We start from the raw sequence: 15,593 nt of genomic DNA, 5'->3' as shown, positions 1-15,593 counted from the left end.
CCGCTACGCCGACACGAGCAGCCGCGCGCGCCGCGCCGCCGCGAGCGCCGCCGGGGTGAGCACGGGCCGGGGCACCACGATGCCGCAGCCGGTGCAGACCGGGCCCGAGGGCGGCTCGTGCGCCAGGTCGTGCTGCCATACGAGACGGGTGTCCGCGCACACGGGGCAGCATGCGCCCGGCTCGCGCTCCAGGGCCCTGATGATGCGGCGCAGCACCTCCGCGAGTGGCTCGGACGGGTGCACCGCCGGGTCGTCGCACCACGCCACCCCGCAGCCGCCCCAGGTCAGCCGGTGCCAGTCGTCGAAGCTGGCCGGACGGCGCAGCCCGTCGTGCTTCTCCTTGCGGCGCCGCCGCGCGAAGGCGTCCTCGTACGCGAGCCACACCGCCCGCGCCTCCTCCAGCTCCTCCAGGGCCGCGACCAGGCGCGCCGGGTCGGGGGAGCGGTCCTCGGGACCGAACCCCGCCCGCGAGCAGAGGTGGTCCCAGGTCGCCCGGTGTCCGTAAGGAGCGAATCTCTCCAGGCACTTGCGCAGCGAGTACCGCCGCAGCGCCAGGTCGCTCAACGGGTCGCGCACCTGTCTCGCCAGACTCCGGAATCCGGCCATCGCCCTGCACCTCCGTCACACGTACGCCGGCGTCGCCGTGGTCGAGGAGGCGACGTCGTCGAATAGACGTATCGACACGCGATTCGGATCCCTCGGAACCGTGCCCGGTTGGTCACGTGGTTCCCGACCTCTGTGATGATTCCGAAAACGTGACGCATGTTCATCTTCTGTGGGTGGCTAACCGCCGGTAACCTCCGGCCAACCATCGTCGGGAGGACCAGGCATGCGACGACGCATCCCACGCACCACCCTGCACACAAGGTTCACGAGAAGACGTACGGCCACCGCGGCGCTCGTGCTCACCGCGGGGCTGCTTGCTCCGCTGCCGACGGCCGCGGCCACCGGCATCGGCTCCGGTGCCCGCACCGCGCCCACCGCCACCGCCGCCGCGGACGACTACTGCGGAGGCCAGTGCTCGGACATCCTGCCGCCCGGTGCGAACGGCAGCGCGACGCTGGCCCAGATCCTCGCCGACAAGGCGTTCGGCATCCAGCCCCCGCACGCCGACGACCAGCTCGGCCCCTACGACGCGCTCTCGTCCGGGTACCACGGTCTGACGGACGACACACTCTCGGACTTCTTCACGGATTCCTCCTTCGGTGTCCCGGACGGTCAGGTCGCCTCGGTCATCCACCCTCGCGACGACGTGACCATCACCCGTGACAAGAAGAACGGAATACCCCACATCAAAGGTTCCACGCGCTACGGAACCGAGTTCGGCGCCGGCTACGCCGCAGGTCAGGACCGGCTCTGGCTGATCGACCTGTTCCGCCACATCGGCCGCGGCGAGCTGACCTCCTTCGCGGGCGGCGCCCCCGCCAACCAGGGTCTGGAACAGGAGTTCTGGCCGCAGGCCCCGTACACCGAGAAGGATCTCCAGAAGCAGGTCGACTTCATCAAGGAGCACGGCGGCGCCCGCGGCAAGCAGGCCATGGCGGACGCCCAGGCATACATCGACGGCCTCAACGCCTACCGCGAACAGGCCAAGAACGGGCGCTACTTCCCCGGCGAGTACGTCCTCACCGGAAAGATCGACGCCATCACGAACGCCGGGGAGATCCAGCCGTTCAAGGTCACCGACATGATCGCGCTCGCCTCGGTGGTCGGAGGGCTGTTCGGCAACGGCGGCGGGGGCGAGGTCGGCCAGGCGCTCTCCCTGCTCAAGGCACAGGAGAGGTACGGCGTCGAGAAGGGCACCGCCGTCTGGGAGTCCTTCCGCGCGCGCAACGACCCCGAGGCGGTCACCACCGTCCACGACGGCACCCGCTTCCCCTACGGCGGAAAACCGGCCCACGCGCGCGGGCTCGCCATGCCCGACAAGGGATCGGTCGAGAAGGAACAGCTGGTCTACGACCGGACCGGTTCCGCCGCGGCGCGGACCACGGCCGCGCCGCAGACCACGGCCGCGACGGTGCCCAAGGCGCCGGTGAAGGCCCCTCAGAGGCTGAAACCGCTCCAGGGCATGAACGACGGCGGAGTGCTGCCCGCCGACCTGTTCCGCACCCCGATGACCCGCAAGGGCATGTCCAACGCCCTGCTGGTCTCCGGCGCGCACACCGCGTCCGGCCACCCGGTCGCCGTCTTCGGCCCGCAGACCGGCTACTTCGCGCCACAACTGCTGATGCAGGAGGAACTGCAGGGCCCCGGCATCAGCGCGCGCGGCGTCTCCTTCGCGGGCGTCGGCATGTACGTACAGCTCGGCCGCGGACAGGACTACGCCTGGTCGGCCACGTCGGCGGGGCAGGACATCACCGACACGTACGCGGTGAGACTGTGCGAGCCGGACGGCTCCACCCCGACCAAGCACTCGGACCACTACATGTACCACGGCACCTGCACCCCGATGGAGAAACTGGAGCGCACCAACTCCTGGAAGCCGACGGTCGCCGACTCCACCGCGGCCGGCTCCTACCGGATGCAGGTCTTCCGCACGAACTACGGCATCGTCACCCACCGCGCGACCGTCGGCGGCAAGCCCGTCGCCTACACCTCGCTGCGCTCCACCTACCGCCACGAGGTCGACTCGATCATCGGCTTCCAGATGCTGAACGACCCGACGTTCGTCAAGGACGCCAAGACGTTCCAGCAGGCGGCCCAGCACATCAGTTACACGTTCAACTGGTTCTACGCCGACGCGCACGACATCGCGTACTACAACAGCGGCGCCGACCCGGTGCGCGCCGACGGCGTCGACATGTCGCTGCCCGTGATGGCGGAGAAGGCGTACGAGTGGAAGGACTTCGACCCGACGAACAACACGGCGGCCTACACCCCGCCGTCCCAGCACCCCAACTCGGTCGACCAGGACTACTACATCTCCTGGAACAACAAGCAGGCCCCCGGCTTCTCCTCGGCCAACTTCAGCCTCGGCGCCGTGCACCGCGCGAATCTCCTCGACGAGCGGGTGAAGAAGCTGACCGAGCGGGGCGGCGTCACCCGCGCCTCGCTCACCCGTGCGATGGAGGAGGCCGCGGTCACCGACCTGCGCGGCGAGCGGGTGCTGCCGACGATCCTCAAGGTCATCCGCAGCGCGCCGGTCACCGACCCCGCCCGGGAGAAGGCCGTCGAGCAGCTGGAGGCATGGGCCAAGGACGGCGCACAGCGCAACCAGACGTCGGCCGGGTCGAAGACGTACGCGCACCCGGACGCCGTCCGCATCATGGACGCGTGGTGGCCGAAGCTCGTCCGCGCCGAGTTCCAACCGGGGCTCGGCAGTGCCCTCTACCAGGCACTGACCGGGGAGCTGACGGTCGACGAGTCGCCGTCGGCGGGGCACGGGCCGACCGGCGCGCATGCCGGGTCGTCGTTCCAGTACGGCTGGTGGGGGTATGTCGACAAGGACCTGCGGACGGTGCTCGGCGAACCCGTGAAGGGCAAGCTGGGCGAGGCGTACTGCGGCTCCGGTGACCTGCCCGCCTGCCGGGACGTGCTCCTGAGCACGCTCGCCGAGGCGGCGGCCGAGCCCGCGACCACCGTCTACCCGGGGGACAGCTCCTGCGCCGCCGGTGACCAGTGGTGCGCGGACAGCATCGACCAGCGCCCGCTCGGCGGGATCACCCACCGCGCGATCCAGTGGCAGAACCGTCCCACCTACCAGCAGGTGGTCGAGTTCCCGCGCCACCGGTGACCCCTCAGGGGTGCGGGATCGTCCGGCACGTGCCGGACGGCCCCGCGCCCGGCGCCGCCGCTCAGTCGGTGATCCGGCCCGCCCGCAGCACCACCCGCGCCAGTTCCGGATGGCAGATGTCGCTGTGGGCGCCCGACGGGGGGCCGCCGCGCCGGACCACCTGCGCGGCGTCCACGCTCACGCACCCCGTCGCCGGGAGCCCGTGGCGCAGCGCCCCGGCCAGGTCCACGCGCGGCGTGTCGGGCACCCCGCGCACCCCGTCGTGGCCGATGGCGCCCCAGCGTGCCCCCAGGTCCAGGAGGCCCTGGTCCAGGAGACCGCGGTCCTCACCGGCGAGGCGGGAGGCCAGCGGGTACCAGACGGCCAGCGCCGTGTCGTAGTGCGAGTAGCACGCCACCAAGGGCCCCTCGATCCGGTGCTGGCGGCCGTGCAGCACCCCGCGCGGCGCGAACGCGTAGTGCGAGAAGGCGCCTTCGAGGAGCGTCACCGACCGCACGTCGGCCGCGTCGTCGGGGAGTCCGGCGAGCGCGAACGACACCAGGCGCGCCCCGAAGCTGTGCCCCACCAGGTGCACCCGGACGCCGGGCGCCTCCCGCGCCAGGCGTCCCAGCGTGGCACCGAGCCCGGCCCGACCGACCTTCCCCGCGCGCCGCTTCATCGTGTAGTACGTGGCCTGCCGCATCAGTTCACGGGCGCCGTGCCACGCCTTGACCAGGCCGCCGGGCAACCGGAACGACTCGGCCGCGGGGCCCTGGGCTGCCGCCGTCAGCGTCCGCTCCAGCGTGTCGGCGAACTCCAGGCACACCGCGCGCGTGTCCTGCCCGAACATCGCGGGCCGCGCCCCGTCGCGTGCCTCGTCCTCGGTGTCCCAGGCGTACTCGGTGTCGGTCCCGGCACCGGTCAGGCGCCGCAGCAGAGCCCCGAACGCGGCGAACGCCTCGTCGTCGTCCGGCTGTTCGTCGAGGAGTGCGGCAAGCCGGTCGACGACGTCGCCCCGGTCGGGGAACGCGGCGTGCAGCGCGCGCAGCGTGCCGGGATCGAGCGCGATCGGCGGCGCGACGGCCGACGGCGCGACCGCCGACGGATGGAAGTCGGGGATCGGCTCGTCCGCGAACATCATGGACGGCCACAGCACGCCCACGTACCCGATCCGGGCATCGGGGGCCAGCGAGGGGAACGGCGCGTAGAACCGGTCGTACAGGCGGGTCGCGGTGGACGGTTCGTTGTTCCAGCCGTGCGCGAAGACGACCAGGTCGTGTACGTCCTGCTCGCGCACCTCGCGCAGCAGCCGGTCGCGGCGCGCGGGGTCCGGGTCCCCGTCGGTGTCGAACTCCAGCTCCCAATACGGACGTACGTGGACGTGCGGTGCAGCGGCCATGGCCCACTCCCGTGAAGGTCGTAGTGCGGTGTCCCGCATCGTCCTGCCGCTCACCGGGCTTGACCAGCACTCCGGCACGCACCGGGCTACGGGTACGTCAGGTACCGCCGCCGCACCGCCCGGAACGCGGCCAGCTCCTCGTGCCAGGCGGCCACCACCTCGTCCGGCGAGGCGCCCGCGTCGATCATGGTGCGCACCCGTGCGGAACCCGTGAGCTTGTCGATCCAGTGGTCCGCGCGCCAGGCGAAGCCGCTCCACACGGACCGGGCGGTCACCAGGAGCGCGATGCCCGTGCGCACCGGCTGGTACGCGTCCCGGTCGTGGACGTGGATCTGCACCCCGCCGACCGTCTTGCCCGTGAACTTGGAGAACGTCGGGGTGAAGTACGCCTCCCGGAAGTACACACCGGGCAGGCCGAGACCGTTCGCCGCGGCGGCCCACCGCGCGTCGACCCCCTCCGCGCCGAGCAGCTCGAACGGGCGCGTCGTGCCCCGCCCCTCCGACAGGTTGGTGCCCTCGAACAGGCAGGTGCCGGAGTACACCAGAGCCGTGTCCGCGGTCGGCATGTTCGGGCTCGGCGGCACCCACGGCAGCCCTGACGCGTCGTAGAAGTCGCGGCGCCGCCACCCCGACATCCCGACGGTGTCCAGTCTCACCGGACGCTCCAGATATTCGCCGTTGAACAGGCGGGCCAGCTCGGCCACCGTCATACCGTGCGCCTGCGCGATCTCGCGGCGGCCCACGAACGACGCGAACTCCTTGCGCAGCACCGGCCCGTACGCGTCGCGGCCGGTCACCGGGTTGGGGCGGTCAAGGACGACGAACCGTTTACCCGCCCGCCGCGCCGCGCCCATGCAGTCGTACAGCGTCCAGATGTACGTGTAGAAGCGGGCGCCGACGTCCTGGATGTCGAAGACGACCGTGTCGACGCCCGACTCCGTGAAGACGTCGGCCAGCTTCCGGCCGCTCCTCCCGTACGTGTCGTAGACCGGCAGGCCGGTCGCGGGATCGGTGTAGCGGCCCTGCGAGCCGCCCGCCCGCGCGGTCCCGCGGAAACCGTGCTCGGGGCCGAACACCGCGGTCAGGCGTACGCGTTCGTCCGCGTGCATCACGTCGACGATGTGGCGGACGTCGTGCGTGACGCCCGTCGGGTTGGTGACGACGCCTACCTTGTCGCCGTCGAGCAGCGCGTATCCGTCGGCCGCGAGCCGCTCGAAGCCGGTCCGCACCCGCCTGCCGCGGGGCTCGGGGGCGGCCTGCGCGCCGGTGCCGCCCGCGGCCAGCACGCCGCCCGCCGCGCCCGCGCTCGCCGCGAGCAGCCCTCGTCTGGACACGTTCATGCGCGAACCTCCGTGATCGCCGTCGGACGGACCCTGGCCCGGCCACGCACGGTAGTCCCGTGATCACCGCCGGGGGGTGAACCGGGAGCGAATCCGGGAACGCGTCGCGCGCCGATCTTGTCCGGTGCAGCCCTTCCCTCGCGACATACCGACTGGTTAGTCTGCCAGGGAAACCGAGCCGTGTAGCGCGTCGCGTCGAAGGAGACCGATGGTGGAGAACCCACAGGGACTGCCGAACGGACTGCCCAAGGCACCGGCCGACGGACTGCGGGGCCAGTGCGTCGTCGTCACGGGCGCGGGCGGCGGCATCGGGGCCGCGCTCGCGCGCCGGTTCGCCGCCGAAGGCGCCCGTATCGTCGTCAACGACCTGGACGCGAAGAAGGCCGAGGCGGTCGCCGCCGAGATCGGCGCGACGGCCCTGCCCGGAGACGCCTCCGCGATCGTCTCCGACGCCCGCGACGCCCTCGGCGGCACCGTCGACGTCTACTGCGCCAACGCGGGCCTCGCCTCCGGCGGCACCGAGGCCGCCGACGAGCAGGTGTGGGCCGCCGCCTGGGACGTCAACGTGATGGCCCATGTGCGCGCCGCGCACGCCCTGCTGCCCGACTGGCTGGAGCGCGGCGGCGGCCGCTTCGTCTCCACCGTCTCCGCCGCCGGACTGCTCACCATGGTCGGCGCCGCGCCCTACAGCGTGTCCAAGCACGGCGCGTACGCGTTCGCCGAATGGCTCTCGCTCACCTACCGCCACCGCGGCCTCAAGGTCCACGCGATCTGCCCGCAGGGCGTACGCACCGACATGCTCACCGCCGCCGGAACCGCCGGGGAGCTGATCCTCGCGCCGACCGCCGTCGACCCCGAGGACGTCGCCGACGCGCTGTTCGCCGGGATCGCCGACGACCGGTTCCTGATCCTGCCGCACCCGGAGGTGGCCACCTACTACGCGGCCCGCGCGGCCGACCCCGAGGGCTGGCTGACCGGCATGAACCACCTCCAGCAGAAGTGGGAGGCCGCACAGTGACCGAGTCGATCTATGCCGCCCGGCCCTGGCTCGCCGTCCTCGACGACGCGCAGAAGGCCCCCGTCACCCCTCCCGCCACCGTTGTGCACACATTCGCCGACGCGGTCCGCCGCGCCCCCGGTCACCCCGCCCTCGCCTACTTCGACGGCCGCCTGACCTACGCGGAGGTGGACGCCCTGTCCGACTCCGTCGCCGGTCACCTCGCCGCGCGGGGGCTTGCCCGCGGCGAGCGCGTCGCGATCCTGCTGCAGAACTCGCCGCACTTCGTGCTCGCGCTGCTCGGCGCGTTCAAGGCCGGTGCGGTCGTCGTCCCCGTCAATCCGATGTACAAGGCGGGCGAGGTGCGGCACGTGCTGCACGACGCCGAGGTGAGCGCGCTCGTCTGCTCGGACCGGGCCTGGGAGTCGTATCTGCGCGAGTGCGCCGCCGACTCGCCCGTGCGGATCGCCCTGACCGCCTGCGAGCTCGACCTCCAGACCCGCACCGACGCCCGCGTGCTGGCCTTCGAGCGGGTCACGCCGCCCGCGAGGGACGCCGACGACCTCGTGACCATCGCCCGCCAGGGCCACCGCGCGCCCGCCGGACGCGACCTCACCGGCGACGACATCGCCCTGATCAGCTACACCTCCGGCACCAGCGGCACCCCGAAGGGCGCCACCAACCTGCACCGCAACATCACCTACAACGCCGAACGCCAGCGCACCGGCCTCGGCGTGCCCGAAGGCGGCACGTACTTCGCGCTCGCCCCGCTCTTCCACATCACCGGGATGGTCTGCGAACTCGTCGCCTCCTTCGCCAACGCCGGCACCCTCGCCCTGGCCTACCGCTTCGAACCGGGCGTCGTCCTCGACGCGTTCGCCGAGCACCGGCCCGCCTACACGGTCGGCCCGTCCACCGCCTTCATGGCCCTCGCCGCCCAGCCGCAGGCCACCCCTGACCACTTCGCCTCCTTCCACGCCATAGGGTCGGGCGGCGCCCCGGTGCCGCCCGCCCTGGTGGAGAGGTTCCGCGCGGCCTTCGGCCCGTACATCCACAACGGCTACGGCCTGACCGAGTGCACCGCCCCGTGCGCCGCCGTGCCGACCGGCGTCGAGGCGCCCGTCGACCCGGTCTCCGGCACCCTCGCCGTCGGCGTCCCCGGACCCGACGCGGTCGTCCGGATCGTCGACGACCTCGGCCGGGAGGTGCCCTTCGGCGAGCACGGCGAGATCGTGGTGCGCGGCCCCCAGGTCGTGCCCGGCTACTGGCGCCGCCCCGAGGCCACCGCCGAGACGTTCCCCGACGGCGAGCTGCGCACCGGCGACATCGGCTTCATGGATTCCCACGGCTGGCTCTACGTCGTCGACCGCAAGAAGGACATGATCAACGCCTCCGGGTTCAAGGTCTGGCCCCGTGAGGTGGAGGACGTCCTCTACACCCACCCCGCCGTGCGCGAGGCGGCCGTCGTGGGCGTGCCGGACGCCTACCGCGGCGAGACCGTGAAGGCGTACGTCAGCCTGCGCCCGGGGGCCGAGGCCGCCCCCGCCGACCTGGCCGCCTACTGCAAGGAACGGCTCGCCGCGTACAAGTACCCGCGCGAGGTGGAGGTCCTGGGCGAGCTGCCCAAGACGGCGAGTGGGAAGATCCTCCGACGGGAACTGCGTTCCCCGAAGGCGTAGCGCCGGGAAGCGGCGCACCACGCACATCGCATCACAGACATCGCATCAGCGACACGGACAGGCAGGTGGCGGCAGTGGCCAGGACGACGACGGACGGCAGCGAGACCCCCGTTCCGCAGCGACTCCTCGCGGCCGCCACCCGGCTGTTCGCCGACCGAGGCTACGACCGCACGTCGGTGCAGGAGATCGTGGAGGCGGCGGGCGTCACGAAGGGCGCGCTCTACCACTACTTCGGGTCCAAGGAGGACCTGCTTCAGGAGGTGTACGCGCGCGTGCTCCGCCTCCAGCAGGAGCGGCTCGACATGTTCGCGGAGCAGGACGCCCCGGTCGAGCGGCGACTGCGCGACGCCGCCGCCGACGTCGTCGTCACCACGATCGAGAACCTCGACGACGCGGCGATCTTCTTCCGCTCCATGCACCACCTCAGCCCCGAGAAGAACAAGCAGGTACGGGCCGAGCGGCGCCGCTACCACGAGCGGTTCAGGGCGCTGATCGAAGAGGGCCAGAAGAAGGGCGTCTTCACCACCGACACCCCCGCCGACCTGGTCGTCGACTACCACTTCGGCTCGGTCCACCACCTGTCGACCTGGTACCGGCCGGACGGCCCGCTCACGCCGCAGCAGCTGGCCGACCAGCTGGCGGACCTGCTGCTGCGGGCGCTGCGGCCCTGACGCGCGGGGAACCGCGCGACCGGCCACGACGAACCCGCACCCGGCAACGCCTCAGAGGAAGCGCTTGAGCTCCCGTCGCGCGAGCGACCGCTGGTGCACCTCGTCCGGTCCGTCGGCCAGGCGCAGCGTCCTCGCCCCGGCCCACAGCTCCGCCAGCGGGTAGTCCTGGGAGACCCCGCCCGCGCCGTACAGCTGCACCGCCTTGTCGATGATGTCGACGACGGTCCGCGGCGTGGCGATCTTGATCGCCTGGATCTCCGTGTGGGCGCCCCGGTTGCCGACCGTGTCCATCAGCCACGCCGTCTTCAGGACGAGCAGACGCAGCTGCTCGACCGCGACCCGCGCGTCCGCGATCCACTCCTGCACCACGCCCTGCTGGGCGAGCGGCTTGCCGAAGGCCGTGCGGCCCACGGCCCGGCGGCACATCAGCTCGACGGCCCTTTCGGCCATGCCGATCAGCCGCATGCAGTGGTGGATCCGGCCGGGGCCGAGCCGGGCCTGCGCGATGCCGAAGCCGCCGCCCTCCTCGCCGATGAGGTTGCTCGCCGGCACGCGCGCGTGGTCGAAGACGACCTCCGCGTGCCCGCCGTGCCAGTGGTCCTCGAACCCGTACACCCGCATGGCCCGCCGGACCTCGACACCCGGGGTGTCGCGCGGGACGAGCACCATCGACTGCTGGCGGCGGATGTCGGGCCCGTCCGGGTCGGTCTTGCCCATCACGATGAAGATCTTGCAGTTCGGGTTCATGGCGCCCGAGATGTAGAACTTGCGGCCGGTGACGACGTAGTCGTCGCCGTCGCGCTCGATGTGCGTCGTGATGTTGGTGGCGTCCGACGAGGCCACCTCCGGCTCGGTCATCGCGAACGCCGAGCGGATCTCCCCGGCGAGCAGGGGGTCGAGCCACTGCTTCTTCTGCTCGTCCGAGCCGAACTGGGCGAGCACCTCCATGTTCCCGGTGTCCGGCGCCGCGCAGTTCAGCGCGGTGGGTGCCAGCTGCGGGGAGCGGCCGGTGATCTCCGCGAGCGGGGCGTACTGGAGGTTGGTCAGGCCCGCACCGTGCTCGTCGTCCGGCAGGAACAGGTTCCACAGGCCCTGCCTGCGGGCCTCGGCCTTGAGTTCCTCGATCACGGCCGGGGTCTGCCACGGCGAGTCGAGCCCGGCGCGCTGCTCGGCGGCGACGGCCTCGGCCGGGTACACGTGCTCGTCCATGAAGGTGAGCAGCCGCCCGCGCAGTTCCTCGGTGCGGGCGTCGAATGCGAAGTCCATGAGGGGATCAGCCTTCCTTGAGGTCCTGGAGGGTGGTGAGGCCGCGTTCGATGAAGACCGGCACCAGCTCTCCGATCCGGTCGAAGCCGGCGCCGACGGTCTGGCCGAGCGTGTAGCGGTAGTGGATGCCCTCGAGGATCACGGCGAGCTTGAACCAGGCGAACGCCGTGTACCAGGCGATGGCGGAGACGTCCCGTCCCGAGCGTGCCGCGTACCGCTCGACGAGCTCGGTGGCGTCCGGATGGCCGGGCGCCCCGGCCGTCGTGGAGATGGGGGAGCCCGGCAGCTCCAGCCTCGCGCTGTACATCACCAGCAGGCCGACATCGGTGAGCGGGTCGCCGAGCGTGGACATCTCCCAGTCGAGCACCGCCTTGATGCGGTCGCCGGCGACCCCGTCCACGACGTCATGGCCCACCAGCACGTTGTCGAGCCGGTAGTCGCCGTGCACGATCGTCGGCGCGGGGGAGGCGGGCAGCGCACGGCCGAGCGCGGCGTGCAGCTCGTCGACACCGGCGAGCTCACGCCCGCGCGAGGCGTCGAGCTGCTTGCCCCAGCGGCGCAGCTGCCGGTCCAGGAAGCCCTCGGGGCGTCCGAAGTCGCCGAGCCCCACCGCGGCCGGGTCCACGGCGTGCAGGTCGACGAGCGTGTCCACCAGCGCGAGCACGGCCGCGCGGGTGCGTTCGGGGCCGATCGAGGCGAGCTGCTCGGCGGTCCGGTACGGCGTGCCGTCCACGAACTCCATGACGTAGAACGGGGCGCCGAGCACGCTCTCGTCCTCGCACAGCAGGACCGGCTCGGGCACCGGCACGTCCGTCGGGTGCAGCGCCGCGATCACCCGGTGCTCGCGCCTCATGTCGTGCGCGGTGGCCAGTACGTGGCCGAGCGGCGGCCGCCGCACCACCCACCGCGAGGTCCCGTCGCCCACCTCGTACGTGAGGTTGGAGCGCCCGCCCTCGATGAGGCGCCCGGTCAGCGGTCCGCTCAGCAGGCCCGGCCGCACGTGGTCGAGGTGGGCGCGGAACGCGTCGAGGTCGAGACCTGGGGGGTGACTCATCGCGGGTCCTTCCGGGGTGGGCTGCTGCCAGCTCATCATGCCGACTGGTCGGTATGTCGTCCAGTGCTTCGCGGAAACGTGATCGTTCCCACGCTGCCCTGCCGGGGCGGCAAACGGAAGGCCCGGCACCCTCGCGGGATGCCGGGCCTGCGGTCGGGGCGCAGGGCCGGAGGGAGGTGTCAGTGGTCGTCCCAGTGCCCGTCGTGGGCCGCGTGCCGATGTCCGTCGTGGAGGTAGTCGACATGGTCGCCGTGCGGCACGCCCGTGTGCCCGCAGCCCTCGCCGTGCTGGTGCTCGTGGCGCTCGTGCGCGGCATGGCCGCTCGGTTCGCACTCGTCCCAGTGGTCGCCGTGGCGACGGTGCAGATGCCCGTCGTGCGCGTAGTCGACGTGGTCGCCGTGCGGCACCTCCTGGTGCCCGCAGGCCGGGCCGTGCGCGTGCTCGTGGGTGGGGTGCTCGTGATGGAGGGTGGTCATGTGGCTCACCTTCGGTGACGTCCGTAGCTGCCCCTGCCAGGCTAGTCCGTCATGCGTGGTTCATCCTGATGTGCGAGCCGCCCGCCTTGAAGGTGACGCGCCTTCCACCGCTCGTACGCCGCGAGCCCGTCCGGCGTCCACTCCCACTCGGTCAGGCGCCGCTCCAGCTCGTCGGGGCCCAGGAACCCGTACCAGTCGATCTCCTCGGCCTGCGGGCGGACCGGGAGGGCGCAGGTGACCTCGTAGACGGCCGACCACCAGGAGTGGCCCGCGCCGTCGTCGTACAGGAACCTGAACAGCGGCACGGGCTGCGGGAGCCCGCTGACCCCGAGCTCCTCCTCCGCCTCCCGGAGCGCGGCCTGGTCGTACGTCTCCCCGGCGCCCACCACTCCGCCGACGAACATGTCGTACCGGCCCGGATAGACGAGCTTCGTGGGGGTCCTGCGGTGCACGAAGACGCGGCCGAGCGGGTCGCGGGCCAGGATGAACGCGCAACGATGCCGCAGGCCCTCCGCGTAGGCGCGGCCGCGTGGGGCCTGGGCCACGACGTGGTCGTGCTCGTCGACGATGTCGAGGATCTCGTCAGCGGGTGAAGTCATGCGGGGAGGCTACGCGTCATGGCGGGCGGGTTCCCGTCGGGTGCGGGTCGCGTCGTGGCCGGTCGCGCCCCGCGGCCGCCGCACGACAGGACGCACCCGCCCCGACGGACGCTCCGAACCCTAGACGCCCACCCCGACCCGATCCGGCCCCCGCGCGGCCGTGCCCGGCGGCATGGCCGGGTGCAGGCCGAGCAGTACGATGCCCACCACGATCCCGGCGAGCCCGGCCGCCTCCCAGGCCAAGGCACCCGCATCGGTACGCAGCTGGTCGCCGAGGAACCCGACGCCGCACGCGATCCCGGCGAGCGGCTGCGCGGCGGTCAGCGCCGGCAACGACATCCGCAGCGGCGCCGTCTCGAAGGCGCTCTGCACCAGGACGAGTCCCGTCACTCCCAGCGCGAACACCGTGTAAGGCTGCCACCCCGTGAACAGGGCCGCCCAGCCGCCGGAGGAGAGCCGCTGCCCGCTCACCCGGGTCAGCGCGTCCTGCACTCCGTACAGCATCCCGGCGGCGAGGGCCAGCAGCGCCGGGCCCGCGCTCAGCCGTGAGCGTTTGGCGAACGCGGTGAGAACGAGCGCCCCGCTGATCATCGCCCCGATGATCAGCCAGTGCCGCAGCGGATCGGTCACCGCGCTGCCGCCACGCGGCTGACCGGCGACGATGAACGCGCTCACACCGCCCGCGAGCAGCGCGAGCCCGGCCCAGCCCTGCCGGCCGAGCGGCTGCCGGGTCTGTCGCCGGGACAGCGCCAGGGCGAACAGAAGGTTCGTGGCGAGGAGCGGCTCCACCTGGGAGAGCTCGCCCTGGCCGAGGGCGAGCGCGCCGAGCGCCATGCCGCAGACCATGAAACCTGTCCCCGCCAGCCAGCGCGGCACCCGCATCAGGTCGAGCAGCAGCCTGAGGGAGAGGAAGTCGCCCAGCGGCGCATGACGTGCCGCGTTCTGCTGGAGGACGAAGCCGACACCCAGGCAGAGCGCCGCGCTCACGGCGAGACAGAGGACGAGGACCGACACGCTGTGCACCTCGGACTGCTGCGGGACGGGCAGGGACCGGTACCGCTGAGGGTAGCGCTCCGCGGCCCCGGCCGCCCCATGAGTGCGCCGGCCGCCCGCGACTCCCGCGGGTCCCGTCCCCGCCCCTCGCGCCGCCGTCCCCACGCCCCGTCGGACCGGGAACTCGCCCACGCGTGTCAGCATCACAACTCGTCACCGAGTGGCGGAAATTGACTGGTTCATGGTCACAACTAGACGGGTTGGGGGTTGAGTTGGGTCAGGTTGGCGTCCGCGTGGTCTTGACGCGGAGCGGCCGGTACCGGTTTGCTGTGCGTGATCGTCCGCTCGCGTCTCAAGTTGAAAAGTCGAAGAGGAACAGTTGCGGTGCCCCCACCTCCGCCCCCCTTCGGGCGTCCCCGCAGGAAGCCCGCGTACACCTTCGACCCCGCACTCGACGACACCGACCTGGTGGCCGCCCGCTCCGCCCTCGCCCAGGGCCGCTGGAGCGAGGCACGCGAACTCCTCGCCGCCACCGGCGACGACTGGGACCGGCGCGGCCACCGCCTCATGGGCCTCGCGCACGAGCCGACCGCGGGGGCCTGGGCCGATGACTGGCGGCTCGTCGAACCCGAGTCGGCGGACGCGGCCGTGCTCGTCGCCTGCGCCGCCGTGCAGCGCGCCGTCGCCGGGCGCGCCCGCCCCGACCGGGCCAGGGACGCCTGTCTGGACGCCGCGTCCCTCGTGCCGCAGGACCCCACGCCCTGGCTCGCACTGCTCCGCCTGGAGCGGACCGTGGGCCGCGAGGAAGACGTCGTACGGCTCTTCGACGAGGTTCGCGTCCGGCATCCGACGCACCACCACGCCCACCACCTGATGGTCGCCCGGCTCGCCGAGCGCCGCGCGGACGCCGGACAGGACCCGCTGCACGAGGTGTACGACTTCGGCGCCTGGGCCGCCGAGCAGGCCCCGGCCGGCTCGCCGCTCGCCGCCCTGCCCGTCGTCGCGCACGCCGAGCGCTACCGCGTGCTCGCCCGCGCCGGATTCCTGCCGCCCGACGCGAAGGCATCCGGCCACTGGACGGGGCGGCGCGCCCGCGTGGCGCTGAAGGCCGCCTTCGACTGGTGGCTGGAGTGGGGCGAGACGCACAGCCGCGCCGGGTCCGCGCAGGCGCACCCGCGCGCCCGCATCGACCTGAACTACCTCGCCCACGCCAAGTACTGCGAGGGCCGCCCCGCCGAGGCCGCCGCCCTCTTCCACCGCATCGGTCCGCACCGCACCCCCGACCCCTGGTCGTACCCGGACCGGGACCCGTACGAAGCGTTCAGCGCCGCACGCGGCGCCGCGCTCGGCTCGGCCTAGCACGCCCCGCCCCGACCACTCAGCCACCGACCGGACACCAGCGAAAGG

The 15,593-nt window shown here is 72.5% G+C and carries 13 protein-coding genes; 5 read left to right on the top strand and 8 right to left on the bottom strand.

Annotated elements, in window-relative coordinates:
- Positions 1 to 3 precede the first annotated feature (3 nt).
- Positions 4 to 606, bottom strand: coding sequence for a hypothetical protein (locus OFY01_RS29520; RefSeq protein ID WP_266605085.1), 603 nt, complete (start codon positions 604 to 606; stop codon positions 4 to 6).
- Between the two features lie 223 nt (positions 607 to 829).
- On the opposite strand from OFY01_RS29520, the gene OFY01_RS29515 reads away from it, so the two are divergent.
- Positions 830 to 3,733 (top strand): penicillin acylase family protein, encoded by a 2,904-nt coding sequence (locus OFY01_RS29515; RefSeq protein ID WP_266605083.1) that lies wholly within the window; start codon positions 830 to 832, stop codon positions 3,731 to 3,733.
- 61 nt (positions 3,734 to 3,794) lie between these two features.
- On the opposite strand, the gene OFY01_RS29510 is transcribed toward OFY01_RS29515, so the two are convergent.
- Positions 3,795 to 5,111, bottom strand: a complete 1,317-nt coding sequence (locus OFY01_RS29510) for an alpha/beta hydrolase family protein (protein WP_266605081.1) — start codon at positions 5,109 to 5,111, stop codon at positions 3,795 to 3,797.
- Between the two features lie 86 nt (positions 5,112 to 5,197).
- Positions 5,198 to 6,451, bottom strand: coding sequence for an exo-beta-N-acetylmuramidase NamZ family protein (locus tag OFY01_RS29505; protein WP_266605079.1), 1,254 nt, complete (start codon positions 6,449 to 6,451; stop codon positions 5,198 to 5,200).
- Between the two features lie 208 nt (positions 6,452 to 6,659).
- Here OFY01_RS29505 and OFY01_RS29500 point away from each other — a divergent pair, with 208 nt between their 5' ends.
- The 3 genes from OFY01_RS29500 (at position 6,660) to OFY01_RS29490 (ending at position 9,798) form a co-directional block, all read left to right on the top strand.
- Entirely contained in the window at positions 6,660 to 7,469 is an 810-nt protein-coding gene (locus OFY01_RS29500) for an SDR family oxidoreductase (protein WP_266605077.1), read from the top strand.
- Positions 7,466 to 9,127, top strand: coding sequence for a class I adenylate-forming enzyme family protein (locus OFY01_RS29495; RefSeq protein WP_266605075.1), 1,662 nt, complete (start codon positions 7,466 to 7,468; stop codon positions 9,125 to 9,127). The genes OFY01_RS29500 and OFY01_RS29495 overlap by 4 nt, the downstream gene beginning before the upstream one ends.
- Positions 9,128 to 9,201: 74 nt before the next feature.
- The gene (locus OFY01_RS29490; RefSeq protein WP_323135581.1) at positions 9,202 to 9,798 is read left to right on the top strand and encodes a TetR/AcrR family transcriptional regulator; all 597 of its coding nucleotides are present in this window, start codon (positions 9,202 to 9,204) and stop codon (positions 9,796 to 9,798) included.
- A gap of 51 nt (positions 9,799 to 9,849) precedes the next feature.
- Here OFY01_RS29490 and OFY01_RS29485 read toward each other — a convergent pair whose 3' ends face one another.
- From OFY01_RS29485 to OFY01_RS29465, 5 genes are all read right to left on the bottom strand, one after another.
- Positions 9,850 to 11,064, bottom strand: a complete 1,215-nt coding sequence (locus tag OFY01_RS29485) for an acyl-CoA dehydrogenase family protein (RefSeq protein ID WP_266605071.1) — start codon at positions 11,062 to 11,064, stop codon at positions 9,850 to 9,852.
- A 7-nt stretch (positions 11,065 to 11,071) separates the two neighbouring features.
- Complete coding sequence (locus OFY01_RS29480) at positions 11,072 to 12,118, bottom strand: phosphotransferase family protein (protein WP_266605069.1); 1,047 nt, start codon at positions 12,116 to 12,118, stop codon at positions 11,072 to 11,074.
- 179 nt (positions 12,119 to 12,297) lie between these two features.
- Positions 12,298 to 12,594, bottom strand: a complete 297-nt coding sequence (locus tag OFY01_RS29475) for a hypothetical protein (protein ID WP_266605067.1) — start codon at positions 12,592 to 12,594, stop codon at positions 12,298 to 12,300.
- Positions 12,595 to 12,635: 41 nt separating this feature from the next.
- The gene (locus tag OFY01_RS29470) at positions 12,636 to 13,193 is read right to left on the bottom strand and encodes an NUDIX hydrolase (protein ID WP_266605065.1); all 558 of its coding nucleotides are present in this window, start codon (positions 13,191 to 13,193) and stop codon (positions 12,636 to 12,638) included.
- Between the two features lie 120 nt (positions 13,194 to 13,313).
- Positions 13,314 to 14,207, bottom strand: coding sequence for a DMT family transporter (locus OFY01_RS29465; RefSeq protein WP_266605063.1), 894 nt, complete (start codon positions 14,205 to 14,207; stop codon positions 13,314 to 13,316).
- A gap of 363 nt (positions 14,208 to 14,570) precedes the next feature.
- Here OFY01_RS29465 and OFY01_RS29460 point away from each other — a divergent pair, with 363 nt between their 5' ends.
- Positions 14,571 to 15,545 (top strand): hypothetical protein, encoded by a 975-nt coding sequence (locus tag OFY01_RS29460; RefSeq protein WP_266605061.1) that lies wholly within the window; start codon positions 14,571 to 14,573, stop codon positions 15,543 to 15,545.
- Positions 15,546 to 15,593: the final 48 nt, after the last annotated feature.

The organism is Streptomyces beihaiensis, from assembly GCF_026274175.1.
In the GTDB taxonomy this organism is placed as follows: Bacteria; Actinomycetota; Actinomycetes; order Streptomycetales; family Streptomycetaceae; genus Streptomyces; species Streptomyces beihaiensis.
Note: the sequence above shows the minus strand (reverse complement) of the source record. Positions and strands in the feature narration are given on the sequence as shown.